Origin of the sequence: Archangium lipolyticum, from assembly GCF_024623785.1 — a bacterium.
Classification (GTDB): domain Bacteria; phylum Myxococcota; class Myxococcia; order Myxococcales; family Myxococcaceae; genus Archangium; species Archangium lipolyticum.
On sequence record NZ_JANKBZ010000008.1, the window covers coordinates 320935 to 341456 of the forward strand.

Genomic DNA, 20522 nt, shown 5'->3' on the forward strand with positions numbered 1-20522 from the left:
TGCCCGCCCATTCAGGACGGCGGATAGCACAGGTACTTGAAGGCGTCGAAGGTCCTCGAGCCGAGCTCCGATCGTTGGAAGACCGCTTCGGCGCGGTTCTGCGTGAGGTTGATGTACAAGATGCTTCCGTCGATGTTGTTCTTCAGCCCCTGCGGGATGCCCTGAACACTGTCATACCTTCCAACGTCGGCCCCCCACCCTGGAGGGCCCCCGTAGGTTTTCCGCCGCGCGAACTGGGCGAAGAGGCTCATGTAGGTCTCATTGGCCATCAGTTCTTTCAGATAGGTGACCACTTCCGCGCGTGTCATCTGCAGGGGCAGACCCGCGGCGGCGTTCTGGGGATGGCTGAATTTTTCCCGGGTGCCCGTCGGCTTGTCCCTGATGAAGAGCACCATGGCCTTGAAGAGCGTCGTCGCGAAGCAGCCCCAGATGTGGATTTCACCCGAGACGGGGGTGAACGCCAAGGGGAGCTGCGGGTACTGACGGCTCATCTGCGATTGGCGGGTCAACGGATCCAACGTGAACTGCTCTGTCCGCAGATCGAAGTCCGCTGGATCCGGCTGTAGGGTGTTGAAGAGGATGGGCCCGCCATGCCATGCATGGCTGAACACGCTGTAGTTCTGGACTGTTCCGGGACGCGTCCGCCCGATGGTGTCGAGATAGCCGTGCGCGTAATGCCCGGTGATGTATTGCGACTCATTCCGGGAGGAGTTCAACCAGTTGACATACGCGGTGACCGAGTCCCAACTGGCGGTCTTGCGGCTCTCGAGGATGGCCTGGGCCCTATACCCCAGCACCTTCATGCCATTTCGCACGCGCAGCCAGGTGCTCGCATCTCCTCGTTCACAGTCCAGGAGGGTCACCGGAGAGCTGACATTGATTGCCTTGCTGAAATAGAGATGTTGGGCATAGGTGTGGGCACTGTTGCGGAACGGCAGTCCGGACCTATGCGCACCAGGCTCAGAGCGCGAGGTCACCGCTCGTCAGCGGATGCAGGAACTCTTGAGCTGGCTGATAGGGGATGTCAGCGCCATTCACCTGGACGTGGTCGTCCGCGCCCGGCTTCCGCGTGGCTCCTTTTTCATCAACGACCTTGATCCGCAAGAAAGCGTTTTGGGTAGGCATCGGATGGACCCCCTGACAGAACCGACGCTGTCAAGATGTTACCACGGGTTACCCCGCCTTCACGTTGCATGGGGCCGTCCGGCTCCGTTGAATGGGGTTCTCGGCGCGCACCCGGCCACCCCTCTCTTCAACCCCTCACCACAGTGCCGTAGACTCCTGGACACCGTGAAGCGCAAGTCCCTGCTTCCCTACCCAGGAGTCCCTTCGTGAACCGGCGCATCATCGGCCTGCTCGCAGCCCTCTGCCTCACCCCCGCCTGCAAGGACGAGCCTGTCGGCAAGATGGAGCCCATCGCTCCCACGCCGGAGATGGCCGCCAACCTGCGCAAGGCCCAGCAGGCCGAGAAGAAGCCGGCCCCCGCGCCCGAGCCGCCGCCAGATCCCTCCAAGGTGACGCTGCGCTGGAAGCTCGACGCCCCCACCGCCTTCCGCCTCACCACCACCTCCGAGTCCGCCGCCCCCTCGGAAGAGACGTCCTCCATCTTCGTCCTCGAGAAGACCGGGTCCGGCGACTACGCCTTCCGCATCGTCCCGCAGGGCCAGGGCGGTGAAGCGGACCAGGGCACCATGAGCGAGCGCGGCTTCGTGCTGGACGGGCTCTCCGGGCCGCTGCGCAACACGGCGGTGCTGGTGCTGGAGCTGCCGAGGGATCCGGTGGGCCAGGACTCCACCTGGGCGCTCGGCACGGATCTGGTGGACCTGGGCGCCGTGCCCAACTTCGTGGAGAAGAAGGCCGAGCGGAAGAACCAGGTGAAGCTCACCGCGCTCGCCCCCGCCGAGAACGGCGATCAGGTGGCGACGCTCGAGTACGACCTCTCCGAAACCGTCTCCGGTCAGCTCCGTCCGACGCCCCCGGCCCGGAAGCCGAAGGAAGCGCCCGGGAAGAAGGCCTCGGGCGGGCACGACCACGAGGACGAGGCCGCACACGCCCCGACGGCCCAACCCGCCTCCGCCGAGGTGCGGATGACGGGCCGGGGCGAGTTCCTCGTGAAGGCGGGCCGCTGGCGCTCGTGGGAGGGCACCCTCACCACGCGCGTGGAGGGCACCACCCTGCCTGGCGCGGCCAACGGCGAGCGCAAGCTGCGCCTCACCCCGCTCGATCCGGTACCGCCGGAGCTGCTGCAGCCGCAGGCGAAGAAGTAGCCGCGGCGGCCTCCGACTCGCGGACGAGCCGCACCACGGCATCCGCCCAGACGGGGGACGCGTTGAGCGAGGGGACGAGGGTGAGCGACTCGCCCCCGCTCGCGAGGAACTGGTCGCGCCCGCGCATGGCCACCTCCTCCAGCGTCTCCAGGCAGTCGGAGACGAAGGCCGGGCACATCACCGCCAGGCGCTTCACCCCGCGCGCGGCCAGCTCCGGCAGCACCACGTCCGTGTACGGCCGCACCCACGGCGTGCGCCCCAGGCGGGACTGGAAGGACACGCTCCACCCCTGGGGCTCCAGTCCCAGCCGCTTCGCCAGCTCCCGCGCCGTGGCGAAGCACTGGGCCCGGTAGCAGTGGCGGTTCGCGTCGGTGATGGCGTCGCAGCACCCGCCCGAGGCCAGGCAGTGCCGCCCCGAGGCGTCCGTCCGGCGCACGTGGCGCTCGGGCACACCGTGGAAGCTGAAGAGGACGTGGTCCGCCCGGGCCTCGGTGATGACGGGGCGCGCCACCCGCGCGAAGGCGTCCAGGAAGGCCGGGTGGTCGTAGAAGGCCGGCACGGAGCGCACGTTGGGCACGTCCCAGGGGTCGGCCAGCACCTCGTAGGTACGCGCCAGCGAGGAGCCCGAGGAGGACGGCGCCTCCTGCGGGTAGAGGGGCATCACGGTGAAGTCACTCACCCCTCGCGCCCGGAGCCGCGCCACCGCGTCCGGCAGCGACGGGTTGCCGTAGCGCATGGCCAGCTCCACCTCGTACTCACCGGCCAGCCGCTCGGCCACGGCCTCCGCCAGGCCCCGCGAGTACACCAGCAGCGGCGAACCCTGCTCCGTCCAGATGGTGCGGTAGGCGTGCGCGCTCTTCGGCGAGCGGAAGGGCAGGATGATGAGGTTGAGGAGGAACCAGCGCCCCACCGGGTGGATGTCCACCACGCGCGGGTCGCTGAGGAACTCGCGCAGGTAGCGGCGCACGGCGCCGGTTTCAGGCGCATCCGGCGTCCCCAGGTTGACCAGCAGCAGACCCTTCCGCTTGGAGCTCATGGCCTAGTGCAGCGCGTGGGGCAGCGTGAGGGCGAACTCGCCGATGCGGGCCTCGAACTGCCGCCCGTCCGCCCGCTCCATCGTGTAGGTGCCACGCATGGAGCCGAAGGGGGTGCGCAGCTGCGCCCAGCTCGTGTACTCGAAGCGCTCCCCAGGAGCCAGCCGGGGCTGCTTGCCCACGACCCCCTCGCCCCTCACCTCCTCTATCTTCCCGGTCGCGTCGGTGATGATCCAATGGCGGCTGCGCAGCTGCGCCGGCTCTCCGCCCTCGTTGAGGATCTCCACCGTGTACATGAACGCGTACTGGTGGGACTCGGGGGCGCTCCGCTCCGGCCAGTAGGCGGGCTTCACGGTGACGCGGATGCCTTCAGTGGTCGTGGACGACATGCCTCACAATTGGCTGTCTCGCCGCCCGGACGCAAGCCAAACGAGCCAACCCCCCAGGGGCTCAGGAGTTGGCGCCTTCCCGGTCCCGCCGGGGCTGCTCCAGTTCCGCGGGCACCTGCGGCTTCGGCCAGATGAGCGAGGCCACGATGGAGGCCACCAGGATGCCACCGATGACGCCCAGCGACAGGCCGATGGGGACGTGGATGTCGAAGAAGACGACGAGCATCTTCATGCCCACGAAGCCGAGGATGGCGGCCAGGCCCAGCTTGAGCAGGTGGAACTTCTCCATGAGGCTCGACACCACGAAGAAGAGCGAGCGCAGGCCCAGGATGGCGCACACGTTGGACGTGTAGACGATGAAGGGATCCTGGCTGATGCCCAGCACGGCGGGGATGGAGTCCAGGGCGAAGAGCAGGTCCGTGGCCTCCACCACCATGAGCACCAGGAAGAGGGGCGTCACCTTGCGCCGGCCGTCCTCGATGGTGAAGAAGTTGCTGCCCTCGCCCTGCCGGGCCACCGGCAGCATGCGCCGGGACAGCTTCACGATGAAGGTCTGCTCGGGGTCCGCGGCATCGTCGTCTTCCTTGGAGAAGGCCATCTTCGCCGCGGTGAAGACGAGGAAGGCGCCGAAGATGTAGAGCAGCCAGTGGAAGCGCTGCACGAGCGCGGTGCCGGCCAGGATGAGGACGGCGCGCATGATGAACGCGCCCATGATGCCCCAGAAGAGCACCCGGTGCTGCACCTCCAGGGCCACCCGGAAGTAGGCGAACACCATGAGGAAGACGAAGAGGTTGTCGACCGAGAGCGCGTACTCGATGACGTAGGCCGTCACCCACTGCATGGACTGGGCGGTGGTCCAGTAGCCGAAGTACCAGAGACCCCCGCAGAACAGCAGGCTGAGGGCGATCCACACGATCGTCCACCCACCCGCCTCCTTGGGCGTCACCACGTGCTCCTTGCGATGGAAGAGGCCCAGATCCAGGGCCAACATCGCCAGCACGAAGACGTTGAAGCCCACCCAGAGCGCGACTTGTATGTTCACGAGCGTGTTTCCCTGATCCGGCTGGAGACAGCCGACCCCCCCGTATAGCGGGAGGGAGCCCGGCAGTCGACATCCTTGCGGCTATTCCGTCGCCGGGCGGCGCAAGACCACCAGGGCCCGTCCCGCCACCACCACGGTGCCACCCGCGGGCGTATGGGTGTGCAGGGACACGCGCGACTGCCCGGTGTCCGCCACCTCCTCCCAGTCCGCGCCCCATTCGATGGCCGGGAGGTGGAAGGTGATGGGCTCGTGGTGCACGTTCATCAGCACCAGGAGCGTGTCCCCGACGATGCGGTTGCCCTCGTCGTCCGGCGTGGCGATGGCATCGCCGCCCAGCAGGAAGCCGATGGAGGGCAGATAGGGCTTCTCCCAGTCCTCCTTCTTCATCTCCTGCCCGTCCGGGCGGAACCAGGCCAGGTCCTTCAGCTTGCTGTCCCAGATGTGGGAGCCGCGGAAGAACTTGCGCTTGGTGAGCACCGGCTGCTCGCGGCGCAGCCGGCTCAGGAGGATGGTGAAGTCCAGCAGCTTGAGCTGGGACTCGGTGAGGTTCCAGTCCACCCAGGACAGCGCGTTGTCCTGGCAGTAGGCGTTGTTGTTGCCGCGCTGGGTGCGGCCCATCTCGTCGCCGGCCAGCAGCATGGGCACGCCCTGGGACAGGAAGAGCGTGGCGAGCAGGTTGCGCTTCTGCTGCTCGCGCAGGGTGTTGACCACGGGGTCCGTCGTCTCGCCCTCCACGCCGCAGTTCCACGAGTGGTTGTCGTTGGCCCCGTCCCGGTTCTCCTCCAGGTTCGCCTCGTTGTGCTTCTGGCTGTAGGTGACCAGGTCGTGCAGGGTGAAGCCGTCGTGGGCGGTGATGAAGTTGACGCTCGCGGTGGGCTTGCGGCCGCTCAGCGCGTACAGGTCCGAGGAGCCGGTGAGCCGGTAGCCGATCTCCGCCGCCTGCCGCTCATCGCCCTTCCAGTAGCGGCGGATGGTGTCGCGGTACTTGCCGTTCCACTCGCTCCACAGGACGGGGAAGTTGCCCACCTGGTAGCCGAAGTCGCCCACGTCCCAGGGCTCTGCGATGAGCTTCACCTGGCTGAGGACCGGATCCTGGTGCACCATCTGGAAGAAGGCGGCGCGGGTGTCGTAGCCGTGCCTGTCGCGCCCCAGCGTGGTGGCCAGGTCGAAGCGGAAGCCGTCCACGTGCATCACCTGCACCCAGTAGCGCAGCGAGTCCATGACGAGCCGGAGCGCGTACGGGTGGGTGGCGTTCCACGAGTTTCCCGTGCCGGTGAAGTCCTGGTAGTAGCGCGGATCCTTCTCCGACAGCCGGTAATAGGCGGAGTTGTCCAGGCCCTTGAAGGACAGGGTGGGCCCGAGGTGGTTGCCCTCGCAGGTGTGGTTGTAGACGACATCGAGGATGACCTCGATGCCGGCGCGGTGGAACGCCTTCACCATGGACTTGAACTCGGCCACCTGGCCGCCGCGCGAGCCCGAGGAGCTGAAGCGCGAATCCGGGGAGAAGTAGCCCAGGGTGCTGTAGCCCCAGTAGTTGGTGAGGCCCTTGTTGACGAGGAAGGGCTCGTCGACGTGGGAGTGGATGGGGAGCAGCTCCACCGCGGTGACGCCCAGCTTCTGGAGGTGCTCGAGGATGGCCGGGTGGGCCATGGCCGCGTAGGTGCCGCGCAGGTGCTCGGGGATGGCGGGGTGCAGCTTCGTGAGGCCCTTCACGTGGGCCTCGTAGAGGAGCGTCCGGTTCCAGGGCACCAGGGGAGGGCCGTCCCCCTCCCAGTCGAAGTCGTCGGTGAGCACCACGCCCTTGGGCACGCCGGGGGCGCTGTCACGGGTGTCGAAGCCGAGATCCTGCTCCTCGTGCCCGGGCACATAGGCGTACACGGGAGAGGAGAAGTCCACCTTCCCGTGCAGGGCACGGGCATAGGGGTCCACCAGCAGCTTGTTCGGGTTGAAGCGCAGACCGCGCCGGGGCTCGTAGGCGCCATGGGCGCGGAGGCCATAGAGGGTGCCCGTCTGCAGCCCCGGGATGAAGCCGTGCCACACGTGCTGGGTCTGCTCGGGCAGCACGTAGCGGCGCAGCTCGCGCGAGGGGTCCTGCGAGTCGAAGACGCACACCTCCATCTTCCGCGCATGCTCGCTGAAGACGGCGAAGTTGACTCCGTTACCAAGGTACGTGGCGCCCAGGGGATACGGCTTGCCCGGTAGCACCTCCGCCCGCTTCATCCATCGCTCCTCTCCAACAGCACCAGCGGGAAGCCCACCAGCAGGGGGGCCAGGGGCAGCACCGCGCCACCCGCCTGACGACCCGGCCGGACTTCCTGCCCGGTGAACACATCCCGGAACGTCATGCTCGCATAGGAACCGGGCAGCTCCAGCGACGTTTCTTCATACGCCCCCGCGAGCCCTCCGGGGGCGGCCAGGGCGGAGAGCGTATAGCGCGGTGCGGCGGCGATGACGACGGACTGTCCGTGTTCCCGGGCCAGGGCGATCACCGCGTTCGCGCGCGGGCCCGCCAGGGAGAGTGCCCGGTACCCGCCCTGCCGGAAGAGGGCCGCCTGGCGCTTGCGCAGGCGCAGGCCTTCGGCCAGCACGAAGAGCTTGATGCGGCCATCGTCCATGTTCGCCGTCAGCCGGGTGCACAGGCCCGGACGGTCCGCCGCCGCCTCCCGGTCCAACTCCTCCAGCAGCCGGGCCCGTAGGGTGTAGTCCACCGGCCGGCGGTTGTCGGGATCCACCAGGGACAGGTCCCACAGCTCGCAGCCCTGGTAGGTGTCCACCACCCCGGGCGAGGTCAGCTTCATCAGCTGTTGACCCAGCGCGTTGTGCTGCCCGGCCCGCTCGATGTGGCGCTTGAAGGACCGGATGTCGTCCAGGAAGGCGCGGCTCCTGGCCGGGTCCAGGCAGGCCTCCACGAAGCGCGACACGCCCTCCTCGTAGGACGGATCCGCGTTGGTCCACGAGGTGCGGACCTTGGCCTCCTTGATGGCCTTGAGCATGTAGTCGCGGACGCGGCCGCGGAACTGGGCGAGGGCCTCCTCGGAGAGGGAGGGGCCCATGGGCCAGGCGCCCACGACCGTCTGGTAGAAGAGGTACTCGTCATTGGAGCTGGGCGCGGGGCCCTCGGGCAGCGAGGTGCGGTGGGCCTCGGTGAGCTTCGACCAGCGAGCCACCCGCTGGCGCCACTCCTCGGGTACCTCCGAGAGGACATTGATGCGCGCGCGCACGTCCTCGCTGCGCTTGGTGTCGTGCGTGCTGGTGGTGAGCATGCTCGCCGGCCAGTGCTCGGCGCGCTCCTGGTTGCGCGAGTGGAAGATGTCGTCGGTGGTGCCGAACTGCTCCGGCTCTCCACCCACCTCGTTGAGGGAGACGAGCCGGTTGTAGACGTAGAAGACGGTGTCCTCCAGCCCCTTGGCCATGACGGGGCCCGTCACCTGCTGCACCTTCATGGCGAAGGCCAGCATCTCCGCCCGCTCGTGCGGCCCCAGGTGCTCCGGGTAGCGCCGCAGCAGCACGTCTCCCAGGAAGTCGAAGATGCTGGCGTTGAGGGTGGCGTTGCGCGCCTTGGCGTGCCGCAGGGTGTCGCGGATGTAGCGCACGTCGCGCGCGTCCAGCTCCGGCCGCCAGTCGTCCACGTAGGTGCGGTAGACGGGGAAGAGCGCGATGAACTCCGCCAACGCCCGCCTCAGGCTGTTGAGGGTGAAGTCGCGCGAGCGCCGGTTCATCTCCGAGACGCGGTTGAGCCGGTGGGCGAGCATGTTCAGCTCGCTGGCCATGAAGTCGCGCAGGATGAGGCGCTTCTTCTCGTAGACCAGCTCCTCGAAGTCCAGCGTCTTGCCAATGAAGCGGTAGTACGTCTCCGTCAGCGACGCCTCGGCATCCGGCCGCACGAAGATGCCTCCCACCGCGTTGGCGAAGCGGTAGCCGGTGGTGCCATGCACCGCCCAGCCCTCGGGGATGCGCTCGCGGCCGCCTTGAATCTTCTCCACCGCCACGAAGAGCGCCTTGCGCAACGGCGAGTCCACGTGCGCCCCCGCCTCCGCCTGCCACCGCTCGCGCAGCCGCCGCTCCACCTCCGGCCACCGCGCGGACTGCGCGCCATGCTCGGCGTCGAAGAGGGCCCTGGCCCGCTCCACGAAGTACTGCTCCTGCAAGTTGAGGAAGTAGGCCGTCGGATCATAGAGCCCGTCCGGGTGGTCGATGCGCAACCCGGTGACGCACCCCTGACGCAGCCAGTCGAAGATGCGCTGGTGGGCCTCGGCGAACACGTCCGGGTCCTCCACCCGGATCGCGGCCAGCCCGTTGATGTCGAAGAAGCGGCGGTAGTTGATCTCCTCGCCCGCCACGCGCCAGTCGGCCAGCCGGTAGCAGCACCCCTCCAGCAGCGCGTCCAGCTCGTCGAAGGAGCGCGGGTTGCCCGGAGTGCCGTTGATGGCCCGCACGTTGGTCTCGATGTGGGCGGCCACCTCGGGGCTGGCCTCGACCAGGGCGGCCAGGCGGCGCTTGATGACCTCCTTCTCCCGGTTGCGCTCGATGACCAGGGAGCGCTCGGTCTCCGTGCGCGAGGGCAGGTTGCGGATGGCGGTGAGGATGGAGTGCAGCTCCAGCAGGTGCGGATGCTCCAACCCCACCCGGCTCTCCAGTCCCTCCAGGTCACGGCGCAGCACCCGCCCGTACTGCCCGGGAGCCACCGGCAGGACGCGGTCGTAGTAGTGGACCACGAAGGCCCCGTCCCGGAAGCCCAGCTTCAGCTCCCCCCGCTCCAGCACCACCCCGTACTGGTCCCCCAGCACCGGCAGGAGGACCTTGTCCTTCAGCTCGTCCTTCACCGGGGCCCAGTCGATGTCGAAGAAGCGCGCGAACAGCGACGAGGGGCCGTTCTCCAGCACGTCGAACCACAGCGGGTTGAAGGCGTCGATGCCCATGTGGTTGGGCACCACGTCCAGCACCTGCCCCAGCCCGTGCTCACGCACCGTGGCACAGAAGGCCGCGTGCTCCTCGGCCGAGCCCACCTCCGGGTTGAGCAGCTTGTGGTCCACGCAGTCGTAGCCGTGGGTGCTGCCCGGGCTCGCCTTGAGGTAGGGCGAGCAGTAGATGTCCGTCAGCCCCAACCGCGCCAGGTAGGGCACCATCTCCCTCGCGGCGGTGAAGGGGAAGCCCTTGTGCAATTGGATGCGGTAGGTGGACAGCGGCGTGGCGCGACCCAACAGCTCCTCACGCACGCGCCCGTACAACGTCCCAGCCAGTGTTTCCACGCCCGCCTGCCCCATCGTCCCTTCTCCTGCCGACACTGCAGTCCCCTCGAGTCGCATATGACATGCAGTCGTAGGGCCGACGGGCGCTTCTGACCACCACGGAGGCGCCGTTCCGCACGCTAGCCAACGCTCTCCCGGCCGTCCGCCCCCTGAAATGCAGAGGGCCCGCCACTCAGGTGACGAGCCCTCCAGGCCTCGCGGCCGACGAAACCGGTCCCTGATCAGGTCAGGTTCTTGTTCACCAGCGCCGTCATCTCGAACATGGTGACGGACTTCTTCCCGCCGAAGATGGGCTTGAGCTTGTCGTCGGCGTTGATCTGCCGCTTGTTCTTGGCATCCTGGAGGTTGTTCTTCTTGATGTAGTCCCAGATCTTGCTGACGACCTGGGTGCGGGGCAGCGGCTTGTTGCCGACGATCTCCGCCAGAGCGGCGGACGGAGTCATCTCCTTCATGAACGCCGCGTTCGGCTTGCGCTTGCCAGCCGCGGACTTCTTGGCGGCGGGAGCCTTCTTCGCGGCGGGAGCCTTCTTCGCGGCGGTGGTCTTCTTGGCGGCCATTCTGTTCGGATCTCCTCCCCCTGATTCCAGTGTCCAGGGGCGTTGCACGGCTTGTTCACACCCTGAGCCGTCGAGCGCTCCTAGCACGCCCGAGGCCGAAAAACAGCCCTCCGCTGCATTTTTCCCTCTGAGGGCCGAGGGGAAAATAGTGGTTCTCCCTCGGAAGGGAAGAGTGTTTTCTCGGGGAAAGCACACCATGTTGAACACACTCATCACTGGCGCGAACGGTTTCCTGGGCTCCTGGCTGGTGCGCGCGCTCACCGCGAGGGGACATGTAGCAACCTGTTTCATCCGTCCCGGAAGTGACGTGTCGGGTCTGATCGGGTTGGAGTACGAGAGGGTGGACGGAGACGTGACGGACGCGGCCAGCCTGGCCCGCGCCGTCCAGGGACGGGACGTGGTCTTCCACCTGGCGGGCCTGCGCCGCGCCGCCACGCGCGAGGACTTCCTGCGCGTCAACGCCGAGGGGACCCGGCTGTTGTGCGAGGCCCTGGTGGCCTCCTCCGGGAAGAAGCCGCGGCTGGTGCTGGCCGGCTCGCTGGGCGCCTCGGGGCCCTCCACGCCGGAGAGGCCCCGGACAGAGGAGGATCCGCTGCGGCCCGCGGAGTGGTACGGCGAGAGCAAGGCCGAGGCCGAGCGCATCGCCTTCTCGTACGCGGATCGGCTGCCGGTGACGGTGGTGCGCCCGCCGCGCATCGTGGGGCCGGGGGACCGCGAGAACCTCCTCATCTTCAAGCTGGTATCGCGGGGTCTGCGGCTGGAACTGGGCGGTGGACCCCGGCCACTGACGCTGGTGGACGTGGAGGACGTGGTGGACCTGCTGTTGCTGCTGGCCGAGCGAGAGGAGGCCCTTGGCCAATCCTTCTTCATAGGTCACCCCCGGCCCTTCACGCTGGAGGAACTGCAGGACCTCGCGGCCGCGGAGCTGGGGGTGAAGCCGCGCACGGTGCGACTGTCGCCTGGTGTACTGACGGCGCTGGCGACCGTGGCCGATGGGGTGACGCGGGTGACGGGCCGACGCCTGCCGCTCAACCGGAAGTTCGCGCGGCAGCTGCTGGTGCCGGCCTGGACGTGCTCGAGCGCCAGGGCCGAGCGCCTGCTGGGCTTCCGCGCCACGAGGGACCCGGCCGACTCCATCCGCCGCAGCGCCCGCTGGTACAGGGAGCAGGGCTGGTTGTGAGCGCGGCATCCGCGCGTCTGGTTCTGTCGTACGCCCCACGAAGATCGCGGAAATCCATCAGGAGGGCTCACGGTCCCTGGGATTTCCGAGTCACCTGCCACACAGAGCCGTCAGACGTCCCGTGTGAGCACGCGTTGGAATGGCCACTGCATCGCGAGACGGTGGAACACGCAGGAGGAGGCACCACCATGCGCTTGCAGTGGCTCTTGCTCGCTCTCGTCGTCACGAGCTGTGAGCTCACACACCTGGAGCAGCCGGATCTGCGGCCAACGGACTTCGTCTGGACGATGGCGGGCTGCGAGGATCTCACCCTCTACCTGGGCGGTCATGCGGAAGAGAGCGCGTTGAGCTTCACCGTGGAGGATCTGGTGAGACAGGCGGCCCTGGCCCACCAGACGACCACGACCACCTTCGAGCTTCCCGACCCGCGCGCGGAGTTGGCGCAGTGGAGGGGGCAGATCCTCTTCAACACCATCTGCGGGGAGAACCCGAGACGCATCAGGCCCTACAGGAAGTACCTGGCCACGGCGGGAACCGTGACGGTGACCATCAAGCTCGAGGACGACGTGTCCACGCCACACGTGGACATCCAGATGAGGGACGTGGTCTTCGACATCGACGGAACGCCCCAGCGCCTCCCGTGGTTCGAGGCCCACGGCATCCCGGTCGGCAAGTCCTCGGAGTGAGGGCCGCGGGTGGAGTCGGTCCCATCTGATGTATCCCAAAAACCCACAGCGGGCGGCCCAGGGCCGTGCGCCGTGTCGGCTCGTGCGCACCGGGCAGGCGGTCGGTGAAGGCCCCGCGGCCGCGCATCGATGAGCGCGCGAAGCCCTCAAGCTACCCGGGGAAAGCGCAGGTTGCTCGACTGCTCCGCTCAGCGGCCCCTGCCCGGCCTTCTCCGTCGCATTCGGCGAATTCAGCGGCCATTAGCGCGGTTGACACACGCCGGACTCCAATGTCAGGAAGCCCGCCTTGTCCATGCCCGCGAAAGCTGCCTTCTACGATGTCGACGGGACGCTGGTGAAGACCAACGTCGTCCACGTCTACGCCTATTACGCGATGAACCGGGGCTCGCTGCTGGGAACCCTGGGGAGGACCCTGTCCACCGCCGCGAGCGTGCCCCTCTTCGCCGCCATGGACGCGGTGAATCGCAAGGCCTTCAACGAATTCTTCTACCGGTACTACGCCGGCCTGTCCGAGGACCGGCTCGTCTCCATCGCCGAGGACATGTTCGAGGACGTGCTCAAGCCCGCCCTCTACGAGCAGACGCGTGACCTCATCGATCAGGCGCGCCGCGTCGGCTGCCGCATCGTGCTCGTCACCGGAGCGCTGGACTTCAGCATGCGCCCGCTGGCCCGCTACCTGGGCGCGGACGACATGATCGCCAACAAGATGCAGTTCGTCGGCGGCAAGGCCACCGGCAAGGTGATTCCCCCCATCATCGAGGGAGCGAACAAGGCCAACGCCATCCGCTCCTACTGCGTGCGCGAGGGCCTGGCGCTCGAGCAGTGCCACGGCTACTCCGACAGCGCCTCCGACTACGCGATGCTGTCCGTCGTGGGACGGCCCACCGCCGTCAACCCGGACATGCGCCTGCGCTCCATCGCCCGGGCCTACAACTGGCCCATCCTCGACCTCAAGTAACGGAAAGCCCCCTTCGACATGCGCCCGCTCAAGACGCTCCAGAAGCTCTACGACGAGGAAAGCCAGGTGGTCATCACCGAGAAGGGCAGCCCCCCGCGGGCGCTCTTCTCCGGGGAGAACTTCCTCCTCGAGAACCTGCCCGTGGGCACCCGGGTCATCTTCCCCCGGCCGCCCCTGGCCGGTGTGCCCAACGTCAAGGCCGCCATCCGCTGGGCCATCAACCACCCCGAGGGCATGGAGCCGCTGCACGCCCTGCTCCGCCCGGGGATGAAGCTCACCTGCGTCATCGACGACATCTCCGTCCCGCTGCCCCCCATGGCCACGCCGGACGTGCGCCAGTCCATCCTCGAGGTGGTGCTGGAGCTGTGCGCCGACTCGGGCGTGGACGACATCCACCTGGTCATCGCCAACGCCCTGCACCGCCGCATGACGGAGGGCGAGATGCGGCGCATGGTGGGCCAGAAGATCTACGACGCCTACTACCCGGACCGGTACTACAACCATGACGCCGAGGATCCGGACGGCATGGTGGAGCTGGAGCGCACCCCGTGCGGCTCGCACGTGGTGGCCGTCAACCGGCGCGTGGCCGAGAGCGACCTCATCGTCTACGTCAACGTCAACTTCGTGCCCATGAACGGCGGTCACAAGTCCATGGGCACCGGCGTGGCCAACTACGCGAGCCTCCGGGCGCACCACAACCCGAAGACGATCCGCGAGTCCAAGAGCTACATGGAGCCGGGCCACAGCGAGCTGTACCGGCGCAACGAGCGCATCGGCAAGGCGATCGACAAGCACCTCAAGGTGTTCCACATCGAGACGGCGCTGAACAACCGCATGTTCGGCCCGGGCGTGGACTTCCTCCACAAGAAGGAGGAGGACTACACCGAGGGCGACCGGCTGAAGTTCCACGCCATGCGCTACGCGCTGTCGAAGATGCCGCGCGCGGCGGCGCGCAAGGTGCTCAACTCCATCCCCGCGCCCTATGACGTGACGGGCGTGTTCGCCGGAGCCACCGAGCCCACCCACGCCAAGACGCTGGAGAAGAGCTGGCAGCAGTACGTGGTGCCGGTGCAGGGGCAGAGCGACATCGTCATCTTCCCCATCCCGTTCATCTCGCCCTACAGCGTCAACTCCATCCTCAACCCGCTGCTGGTGCAGGTGATGGGGCTGGGCTACTTCTTCAACCTCAACCGCGGCGTGCCGCTGGTGAAGAAGGGCGGTGTGCTCATCCTCACCCACCCGGCCTTCGACGAGTTCGATCCCGTCCAGCACCCCAGCTACATCGAGTTCTTCAACCGGGTGCTGCCCGAGACGCGTGACGCGGTGCAGATCGAACAGAAGTACGAGCGCGAGTTCGCGGAGAACCCCAGCTACGTGCACCTGTACCGCAAGGGCAACGCCTACCACGGCGTGCACCCGCTCTACATGTGGTACTGGGGCGAGAACGGCCGCCAGCACGTGGGCAAGGTCATCGTCGCGGGCGCGGAGAACAACCACGTCCCGGCCCTGCTCGGCTGGGACCGCACCGACACCCTCACCGAGGCCATCGAGGAGGCGCGCGGCTTCATGGGCCGCTCGGCCAGCATCAGCCTGCTGCGCATCGCCCCCACCGTCATGGTCGACGTGAAGTAAGCCCCCCGGATTCCCCACGATGAGTCTCCCCGAGCTGAACGTCACCCAGGTCTTCACCGGCAAGCGCCTGCTCTTCGCGGGCTCCACCGGCTTCGTGGGCAAGGTCACCCTGTCCATGCTCCTGTCGCGCTACGGCGAGGTGCTGGACAAGCTCTATGTGCTGGTGCGCAAGGGCAGTGCCCCGTCCGCCGAGCGGCGCTTCTTCGACAAGGTGGCCACCAGCGAGCCCTTCCAGCCGCTGCGCGACACCTATGGCGAGGCAGGCGCGCTGGAGTTCATCCGCCGCAAGGTGGAGGTGCTCGACGGCGACATCACCGACCCGCTCATGGGCCTCACCCCCGAGCAGGCGGACGCGCTCACCGGCAAGGTGTCCGCCATCATCAACTGCGCGGGCCTGGTGTCCTTCAACCCGTCGCTGGAGGTGGGCCTCAACGTCAACACCCACGGCGTGAAGTACACCGTGGAGCTGGCGCTCAAGTGGGGCGTGCCGCTGGTGCACATGTCCACCGCCTTCGTGGCCGGCAACCGCAGCGGGCTCGTCTTCGAGGACGAGGACGTGGTGGGCTACTTCCCGCGCCGGGACGAGCTGGACGGGCGCGACTTCAGCCTGGAGCAGGAGCTCGCGGACGCGGAAAAAATCGTGGCCCGGCTGCGCGAGCAGGCGGATGACAAGGCGCTGGCATCCCTCTTCCGCAAGAAGGCGCTGGAGCGGCTGGAGCAGGAGGGCCGCGACGCCACGGACGAGAAGACGCTGCGCCTGGCGGTGGGCCGTGAGCGCAAGCTGTGGCTCTCCGGCGAGCTGGTGCGCGCCGGCATGGAGCGGGCGAAGCACTGGGGCTGGCCCAACACGTACACGTACACCAAGAGCCTGGGCGAGCAGGTCATGGCCAGTACGCCGGGCCTGCGCTACGCCATCGTCCGGCCCTCCATCGTGGAGTCCGCCCAGCACTTCCCCTTCCCCGGGTGGAACGAGGGCTTCACCACGTCGGCGCCGCTGGCCTTCGCCGGCATCAAGGGCCATCGCAACATCCCCGCGGGCGAGCGCGCCATCCTGGACATCATCCCGGTGGACCAGGTGGCCGGCGCCACCATCGGCATCACCGCGCACTCCATGCAGGTGGAGGAGCGGCGCGTCTACCACCTGTCCAGCGGTGACGTGAATCCGTTCTACGCCAGCCGCTCCATCGAGCTGGTGGGCCTGTACCGGCGCCGCTACTACCGCAACAAGGAGACGGGCAACGCGCTGCTCAACGAGCTGCGCTCGCGCGTCGAGCCGATGCCGGTGAGCCGCCCGGTGTTCGAGAACCTCAGCGCCCCCATGTTCGTCAAGGGCGCGCGCTTCCTGCGTCAGGTCATCGACGAGGTGAAGCCCGCCTGGGGCGCGCCCTCGGTGCAGGCCGTGCTGGAGCGCGCCCGAGAGAAGCTGGACGACGTGGAGAACCAGGCCATGAGCCTGGTGGGGCTCATCGAGCTCTTCCTCCCCTTCCTCTACGACAACCGCTACGTCTTCCGCTGCGACAACACCCGCTCGGTGTACGCGCGCATGGCCCACCATGACCGGGTCCGCATTCCCTGGGCCCCGGAGGCCATCGACTGGCGCGTCTACTTCCTCGACACCCACCTGCCCGGCCTGGAGAAGTGGGTGTTCCCGGGCCTCGAGGAGGAGACGAAGAAGCGCACCGTCATCCCCGCGCACAGGGACTTGCTGGAGATGCTCGAGGCCAGCGTCAACGCGTGGCGCCACCGGGTGGCCTTCCGCTACGCCGCCGACGAGAAGGAGGAGCGCCTCACCTACGGCGAGGTCAACCGCTACGCCAACCGCGTGGGCAGCTTCCTGATGAAGGAAGGCGTGAAGCGCGGCGAGCGGGTGATGATCCTCTCGGAGAACCGGCCCGAGTGGCCCGTCTCCTACTTCGGCATCCTGCGCGCGGGCGCCACCGCCGTGCCGGTGGACCCGAGCCTCACCGAGTCGGAGGTGGTCAACATCGCCCGGCGCTCCGAGGCGAAGGTGCTGCTGCTCTCGGAGCAGACGGCCGAGGACCTCCCCGGCATCCAGGCGTCGCTCACCGCGGCGGGCCTGTCCACGCGCGTGGCCAGCCTCGCCGAGGCGATGAGTGGAGATCCGGCGTACCCGGACAGCATCGGCCCGGTACGCCGCACGGCCGCCGCGGACGACGTGGCCAGCCTCATCTTCACCTCGGGCACCACGGGCACGCCCAAGGGCGTGATGCTCACCCACCGCAACTTCGCCTCGCTCATCGCGAAGCTGGCGGGCGCATTCGACGTGGGCGTGGGCGACGGCGTCCTCTCCGTGCTGCCGCTGCACCACACCTTCGAGTTCTCCGCCGGCTTCCTCACGCCCTTCTCGCGCGGCACGGAGATTACCTACATCGACGAGCTCACCTCGGACCGGCTGGGCGAGGTGTTCGAGACGGGCCGTGTGTCGGCCATGATTGGCGTGCCCGCGCTGTGGCAGCTGCTGCACCGCAAGGTGACGCAGGAGATGGCGAGCCGGCCGCCGCTGGTGGAGCAGGCGCTCAAGTCGCTCATGGCGGCGCACGGCGAGCTGCGCAACCGCAGCAGCCTCAACCTGGGCAAGCTGCTCTTCTGGCCGGTGCACCGCAAGTTCGGCGGGAAGATCAAGTTCCTGGTGTCGGGAGGCTCGGCGCTGCCGGACGACGTGCACAAGGCCTTCCACCAGATGGGCTTCAACATCATCGAGGGCTATGGCCTCACCGAGGCGGCCCCGGTGCTGACGGTGTCCGAGACGAACGTCAACAAGCGTCAGCCGGGCACGGTGGGCAAGGCGCTGCCCGGCATCGAGCTGCGCATCCTCGAACCGGACAACGAGGGCATCGGCGAGGTGCTCGCCCGCGGCCCCAACGTGATGACGGGCTACTTCGGGGACAAGGAGTCCACCGACGCCGTCCTCAAGGAGGGCTGGCTGTACACCGGCGACCTGGGGCGCCTGGACGCCGAGGGCCGGCTGTACCTGATGGGCCGCAAGAAGGACGTCATCATCGACGCCAACGGGAAGAACGTGTACCCGGACGAGCTCGAGGAGGTGTACGGCCCCCACTCGCACATCAAGGAGCTGTCCATCGTCGGCCTGCCCGACGAGGCCGGCGGAGAGAAGGTCGCCTGCCTGTGCGTGCCCGACTACAAGGAGCGGCCGCGCGAGGAGGTGCGCCGCGAGCTGGAGGAGCACTTCCGCAAGACGGGCATGGAGATGCCCTTCTACCGCCGCGTGAAGGTGCTGCGCTTCTGGGACGGCGAGCTGCCGCGCACCTCGTCGCGCAAGGTGAAGCGCAAGGTGGTGGTGGAGGAGCTCAAGCGGCTGGAGCGGCTGGCCTCCTCGGGCGAGAAGGCCCGCGAGAAGGTGCAGGGCACCGGCGGCGTCGCCGACTGGCTCTACCCGCTCATCGCCGAGGTGGTGAACAAGCCCCTCACCGACATCCGCCCCGAGGCCCGTCTCTCGGTGGACCTGGGGCTGGACTCGCTGATGCTCACCGAGCTGTCCGTGGCCCTGGAGCAGGCCGGTGTGCCGCTGCCCGCGGTGAACGATCTGACGCACGTGCAGACGGTGGAGGATCTGCGCAAGCTGGTGGTCGCCAGCGGGCGCCGCCCCGCCGTGGAGACGCGCGCCAAGGACATCTCCCGCGAGGCCGAGAGGTCCGAGGAGGTCGAGATTCCGGTGCCGGAGCCGCTGGTGGCGGTGGGCCGGCAGTTGGTGCGGCTCGGCCAGCAGGCCCTCTTCGGCGGCATGTTCGACGTGAAGGTGACGGGCGAGCCCTTCATCCCGATGAACCGCAACTTCCTCGTCATCGCCAACCACACGAGCCACCTGGACATGGGGCTCATCAAGGTGGTGCTCGGCGAGCAGGGACAGCGGCTCACCACGCTCGCGGCGCGCGACTACTTCTTCGACACGCCGCTCAAGCGCGCGTACTTCGAGAACTTCACGGACCTCATCCCCATGGACCGGCACGGCTCGCTGCGCGAGTCGCTGCGGTTGGCCGGCAGCGCCCTGCAGCAGGGCTTCAACCTGCTCATCTTCCCCGAGGGCACCCGCTCGACGACGGGAGAGCTGCTCGAGTTCAAGCCCACCCTGGGGTACCTCGCGCTCACCTACAAGGTGGACGTGCTGCCCATCTACGTGAAGGGCGCCTACGAGGCGCTGCCCAAGGGCCGCATGCTGCCCAAGTCGCGCGAGCTGGGAGCCCACATCGGGCCCGCGCTGACGTACGAGATGCTGCGCGCGAAGACGCAGGGCATGGCGCGCTCGGAGAGCTACCGCTACGCCACGAAGCTGGCCGAGGACTCCATCCGGGCGCTCGCCGCCGGCCGGGTGCTGAGCTTCGCGGAGTCCGCCACGGTGGAGGAGCAGCGCCGCGCGCTGTCCTCGGGAGGGAGTGAGTCGTGAAGCTGCTCGTCACCGGAGGCACCGGTTTCCTGGGCGCGCACCTGGTCCCGCGGTTGGTCGCCGCGGGCCATGAGGTGCGCCTCATCGGCCGCTCGAAGCCCGCGGGTCCCGCCTTCGAGAAGGTGGAGTACGTCCGTGGGGATTTGAAGGACCGCGAGGCGGTGCGGCGCGCGCTCGGGGGCGTGCAGGCCGTCTACCACCTGGCGGGGCTCGTCTCCTTCCAGGACAAGGACGCGCGGCGCATGTACGAGCTGCACGTGGACGCCACGCGCGAGCTGCTGCACGACGTGCGCGAGGCCGGCGTCCAGCGCGTCATCCTCGCCTCCACCTCGGGCACCATCGCCGTGTCCAAGGAGGAGCGCGTCGGCACCGAGGACGACGACTACCCCATCACCGTCGTGGGCCGCTGGCCGTACTACCTGTCGAAGATCTACGAGGAGAAGCTCGCGCTGGAGTACTGCCGCAAGCACGCCATCCCCCTCGTGGTGCTCAACCCCAGCCTGCTGATGGGCCCGGGGGATGACCGGCTGAGCTCCACCTGGACGGTGATGAAGTTCCTCCAGGGCGAGATTCCCGCCATGCCCGGCGGGGGCATGTCCTTCGTGGACGCGCGGGACGCGGCGGACGCCTTCGTGAACGCGCTGACGCGCGGCGAGGTGTACGGCCGGCACCTGATGGGCGTGAACCTGTCCATGTCGGACTTCTTCCACCGGCTGGAGCGCCTGTCGGGCGTGGCCGCGCCGCGGCTGAAGCTGCCCGCGCAGGTGAACGTGCTCGGCGCGAAGCTGCTGGAGCGGGTGGCGAAGTGGCGCGGGACGAAGCCCACCCTGGATCCGCAGGAAGTGGACATCGGCGAGCACTGGTTCTGGCTGGATGCCTCGAAGGCCGAGCGCGAGCTGGGCTTCCGGGCGCGCGACGTCCACGAGACGCTGCACGACACGGTGCAGTACCTGTACACGCGCATGGCGCCGGGCCACCTGCCGGGCACCAAGGGCCGGCTCGAGGATCTGCGCGAGGGAACCTGAGAGGGAAGACCCTCACCCTGGCCCTCTCCCAGAGGGAGAGGGAACTCGAGTCAGACCCTCTCCCCCTGGGAGAGGGACGG

The 20522-nt window shown here is 68.1% G+C and carries 15 protein-coding genes; 7 read left to right on the forward strand and 8 right to left on the reverse strand.

Annotated features, from left to right (window positions below; genetic code table 11):
* Positions 1 to 11: 11 nt before the first annotated feature.
* Positions 12 to 803: a hypothetical protein gene (locus NR810_RS19945; protein ID WP_257454608.1), complete on the reverse strand. Its 792-nt coding sequence runs from the start codon at positions 801 to 803 to the stop codon at positions 12 to 14.
* A gap of 157 nt (positions 804 to 960) precedes the next feature.
* On the reverse strand, positions 961 to 1125 hold the full coding sequence (locus NR810_RS19950) for a hypothetical protein (RefSeq protein ID WP_257454610.1): 165 nt from the start codon (positions 1123 to 1125) through the stop codon (positions 961 to 963).
* 206 nt (positions 1126 to 1331) lie between these two features.
* Here NR810_RS19950 and NR810_RS19955 point away from each other — a divergent pair, with 206 nt between their 5' ends.
* Complete coding sequence (locus NR810_RS19955) at positions 1332 to 2267, forward strand: hypothetical protein (protein ID WP_257454613.1); 936 nt, start codon at positions 1332 to 1334, stop codon at positions 2265 to 2267.
* On the opposite strand, the gene hemH is transcribed toward NR810_RS19955, so the two are convergent.
* The 6 genes from hemH to NR810_RS19985 all read right to left on the reverse strand — a co-directional run bounded on the left by hemH (position 2212) and on the right by NR810_RS19985 (position 10538).
* On the reverse strand, positions 2212 to 3303 hold the full coding sequence (hemH, locus tag NR810_RS19960) for a ferrochelatase (RefSeq protein ID WP_257454616.1): 1092 nt from the start codon (positions 3301 to 3303) through the stop codon (positions 2212 to 2214). The genes NR810_RS19955 and hemH overlap by 56 nt on opposite strands.
* A 3-nt stretch (positions 3304 to 3306) precedes the next feature.
* A complete protein-coding gene (gene apaG / locus NR810_RS19965; RefSeq protein WP_257454619.1) occupies positions 3307 to 3690 on the reverse strand; it encodes a Co2+/Mg2+ efflux protein ApaG in 384 nt (127 codons plus the stop codon).
* A 61-nt stretch (positions 3691 to 3751) separates the two neighbouring features.
* A complete protein-coding gene (locus NR810_RS19970) occupies positions 3752 to 4732 on the reverse strand; it encodes a TerC family protein (protein ID WP_257454621.1) in 981 nt (326 codons plus the stop codon).
* Between the two features lie 81 nt (positions 4733 to 4813).
* Positions 4814 to 6952: a glycogen debranching protein GlgX gene (gene glgX, locus NR810_RS19975; RefSeq protein WP_257454623.1), complete on the reverse strand. Its 2139-nt coding sequence runs from the start codon at positions 6950 to 6952 to the stop codon at positions 4814 to 4816.
* Complete coding sequence (treY, locus tag NR810_RS19980) at positions 6949 to 9996, reverse strand: malto-oligosyltrehalose synthase (RefSeq protein ID WP_257454625.1); 3048 nt, start codon at positions 9994 to 9996, stop codon at positions 6949 to 6951. The genes glgX and treY overlap by 4 nt, the downstream gene beginning before the upstream one ends.
* A 206-nt stretch (positions 9997 to 10202) precedes the next feature.
* Complete coding sequence (locus NR810_RS19985; protein ID WP_204221174.1) at positions 10203 to 10538, reverse strand: SWIB/MDM2 domain-containing protein; 336 nt, start codon at positions 10536 to 10538, stop codon at positions 10203 to 10205.
* Between the two features lie 199 nt (positions 10539 to 10737).
* On the opposite strand from NR810_RS19985, the gene NR810_RS19990 reads away from it, so the two are divergent.
* The 6 genes from NR810_RS19990 (at position 10738) to NR810_RS20015 (ending at position 20442) form a co-directional block, all read left to right on the forward strand.
* Positions 10738 to 11718 (forward strand): NAD-dependent epimerase/dehydratase family protein, encoded by a 981-nt coding sequence (locus NR810_RS19990; RefSeq protein WP_257454712.1) that lies wholly within the window; start codon positions 10738 to 10740, stop codon positions 11716 to 11718.
* A gap of 188 nt (positions 11719 to 11906) precedes the next feature.
* Positions 11907 to 12404, forward strand: coding sequence for a hypothetical protein (locus tag NR810_RS19995; protein ID WP_257454628.1), 498 nt, complete (start codon positions 11907 to 11909; stop codon positions 12402 to 12404).
* 292 nt (positions 12405 to 12696) lie between these two features.
* Positions 12697 to 13362 carry an HAD family hydrolase gene (locus NR810_RS20000; protein ID WP_257454630.1) on the forward strand — a complete coding sequence of 222 codons (666 nt, stop codon included), beginning with the start codon at positions 12697 to 12699 and terminating at the stop codon, positions 13360 to 13362.
* 18 nt (positions 13363 to 13380) lie between these two features.
* Complete coding sequence (locus NR810_RS20005; RefSeq protein WP_257454632.1) at positions 13381 to 14994, forward strand: nickel-dependent lactate racemase; 1614 nt, start codon at positions 13381 to 13383, stop codon at positions 14992 to 14994.
* 19 nt (positions 14995 to 15013) lie between these two features.
* The gene (locus NR810_RS20010) at positions 15014 to 19417 is read left to right on the forward strand and encodes an AMP-binding protein (RefSeq protein WP_257454634.1); all 4404 of its coding nucleotides are present in this window, start codon (positions 15014 to 15016) and stop codon (positions 19415 to 19417) included.
* Positions 19414 to 20442 carry an NAD-dependent epimerase/dehydratase family protein gene (locus NR810_RS20015; RefSeq protein ID WP_257454635.1) on the forward strand — a complete coding sequence of 343 codons (1029 nt, stop codon included), beginning with the start codon at positions 19414 to 19416 and terminating at the stop codon, positions 20440 to 20442. Before NR810_RS20010 ends, NR810_RS20015 begins: the two co-directional genes overlap by 4 nt.
* Positions 20443 to 20522 lie beyond the last annotated feature (80 nt).

Excerpts from the sequence above, each read along its gene's own strand:
- glgX (WP_257454623.1), bottom strand. The coding sequence starts at position 6,952 with ATGAAGCGGGCGGAGGTGCTACCGGGCAAGCCGTATCCCCTGGGCGCC.
- NR810_RS19945 (WP_257454608.1), bottom strand. The coding sequence starts at position 803 with ATGAAGGTGCTGGGGTATAGGGCCCAGGCCATCCTCGAGAGCCGCAAG.
- hemH (WP_257454616.1), bottom strand. The coding sequence starts at position 3,303 with ATGAGCTCCAAGCGGAAGGGTCTGCTGCTGGTCAACCTGGGGACGCCG.
- NR810_RS20010 (WP_257454634.1), top strand. The coding sequence starts at position 15,014 with ATGAGTCTCCCCGAGCTGAACGTCACCCAGGTCTTCACCGGCAAGCGC.
- NR810_RS19985 (WP_204221174.1), bottom strand. The coding sequence starts at position 10,538 with ATGGCCGCCAAGAAGACCACCGCCGCGAAGAAGGCTCCCGCCGCGAAG.
- NR810_RS19995 (WP_257454628.1), top strand. The coding sequence starts at position 11,907 with ATGCGCTTGCAGTGGCTCTTGCTCGCTCTCGTCGTCACGAGCTGTGAG.
- NR810_RS20000 (WP_257454630.1), top strand. The coding sequence starts at position 12,697 with ATGCCCGCGAAAGCTGCCTTCTACGATGTCGACGGGACGCTGGTGAAG.
- apaG (WP_257454619.1), bottom strand. The coding sequence starts at position 3,690 with ATGTCGTCCACGACCACTGAAGGCATCCGCGTCACCGTGAAGCCCGCC.
- NR810_RS20005 (WP_257454632.1), top strand. The coding sequence starts at position 13,381 with ATGCGCCCGCTCAAGACGCTCCAGAAGCTCTACGACGAGGAAAGCCAG.
- treY (WP_257454625.1), bottom strand. The coding sequence starts at position 9,996 with ATGGGGCAGGCGGGCGTGGAAACACTGGCTGGGACGTTGTACGGGCGC.
- NR810_RS19950 (WP_257454610.1), bottom strand. The coding sequence starts at position 1,125 with ATGCCTACCCAAAACGCTTTCTTGCGGATCAAGGTCGTTGATGAAAAA.